Source organism: Saccharicrinis carchari (assembly GCF_900182605.1).
GTDB classification, from domain to species: Bacteria; Bacteroidota; Bacteroidia; order Bacteroidales; family Marinilabiliaceae; genus Saccharicrinis; species Saccharicrinis carchari.
In genome coordinates this window covers 1-1,673 of record NZ_FXTB01000028.1, presented here as the reverse complement: position 1 = coordinate 1,673, position 1,673 = coordinate 1, and the positions used below count along the sequence as shown (strand labels likewise).

Sequence of the window (1,673 nt, the reverse complement as noted above, 5' to 3'; positions counted from 1 at the left end):
GGCTTTTAATCGGAGTGTTGTAATTTTAATAAACATATCATTAACTTGAAAATTATGCACTTCGGAATGTCCAACGCCACATACACTCAACGTTGTGGTTAATTTAAAGACAGACCGTTAAACAAAAAACATGAGGACAATAAACAGATTTGAGGAGTTAGACTTTTTTAAAACTTTGGTGCCGATATTACAAAACTATATTTCACATCAAGAATTTGATAAGATTGTTACTAAACAAACCAAATTTGAGAAATATAATATTGATATATTATTGTCTGCTAGTAATATAACAGAATGTTTAGACCAAATAAATTATACAATAGATTTGCTTTCTGGCTACAAGAGTAAAAAAGATTCAACTATGAATAGACATGATTATATTGTCTTTATTCTTGAAAACTTCTACTTGCGCATAACTTCAATATTTGACAGAATATTGCGATTCACAAATGTTGTATTTGAAATTGGATTGCCTGAAAGAGAATGTAAAGAATCAACAATCATTAAAAATGACAAGATTAAAGGTTCAACATTAAGCTCATCAATGAAAAAACTTGATAAGTTTATTGAAAAATATAGATATTCAAGAAATAGAATTGCGCATTCGGAATCTTATAATGAAAAAAGACTTGCTGATATTCAAGGATTTTATATTGCACTTGATTCTGATAACAATAAAGATTTAGAGCTATATAAGAACTTTTATAAAAGGATTGCCGATGAGTTTGTTCAAGAGAAAAAGAATGAATTAAGAAAGGTTGCTGATGAACTTGAAGGTTTGTTGCGTGATTTCTTTACTGAAATTACTCCATATGTGATTAGAAAAGGGAATGAATACAAGAAAAACTAACCACAACATTTTGTATAAGTAATGCCGAGTGAAGTGCTTAATTTGAGCTTCCGTTCTCGTATTAAAGTTCATCACGGTTTGACAGGAAAGAGCTACGAAATTCGGCACTACTCATACAATTTGCCGTTGTGTTTCATTTTGAAAACCAGGAGGTTATAAAACAGCCACGATTACGGGATTGTTAAGGGGTAAAATGTTCTTTGAAAGGTATTGAAATTAAAAAAGGACAAATTATCATTTGGACTTCCAGTCGTTAGAACGGTAGTGACCGTTGAAGACTTGCTTCAAGACGTAAACCAACGTCTAAAACGACTGAGAGAAGTTCGGTAGTTAAAATGACAAAGTCAACTTTTAAACCGCTAACTTTCTGAATTTCAATGATTGAGCAGGAAAAACATTTTACCGTAATTCAAAAAATTGGTTACTTTTAAAGGAGTTTTTGAATGAAGAATAAACCATTTAAAATTTAAATAAAAACGGAACTTAGGATAATTTTAAACCGTTGAAAAACCTTTAAAATCCCGGCAATACAAGTAACAGTCCTTATACCAGCATAAAGACAATAACTTGAATTTTAAAGTGGCTGTTTAAGGCAGCGGACTGGTTTTCAAAACGCCCGATTTTAAATTGGAAGAATAAAAAATTTAAAAAACGTAAACACAACATTGTATAAATACCAGTGCCACAAAGGCCACCACACAACCAAAGCCCCGGCACTTATACTTAACCGTTGGCGTGCATTGTGAAAAAAAGCTTCTGAGAAAAGGCCTTTGTATTTACAACTTGTGTAAAATTTCGATTTAAATTTTTGTAAAGTTATTTA

The 1,673-nt window shown here is 31.2% G+C and carries 1 protein-coding gene; it reads left to right on the top strand.

The features are described from left to right. Positions 1-130: 130 nt before the first annotated feature. The gene (locus tag FN809_RS17630) at positions 131-850 is read left to right on the top strand and encodes a Cthe_2314 family HEPN domain-containing protein (protein ID WP_142534864.1); all 720 of its coding nucleotides are present in this window, start codon (positions 131-133) and stop codon (positions 848-850) included. Positions 851-1,673: the final 823 nt, after the last annotated feature.

What these genes read in the sequence shown, in the direction of transcription:
- FN809_RS17630 (WP_142534864.1), top strand. Translation starts at nt 131, where the DNA reads ATGAGGACAATAAACAGATTTGAGGAGTTAGACTTTTTTAAAACTTTG.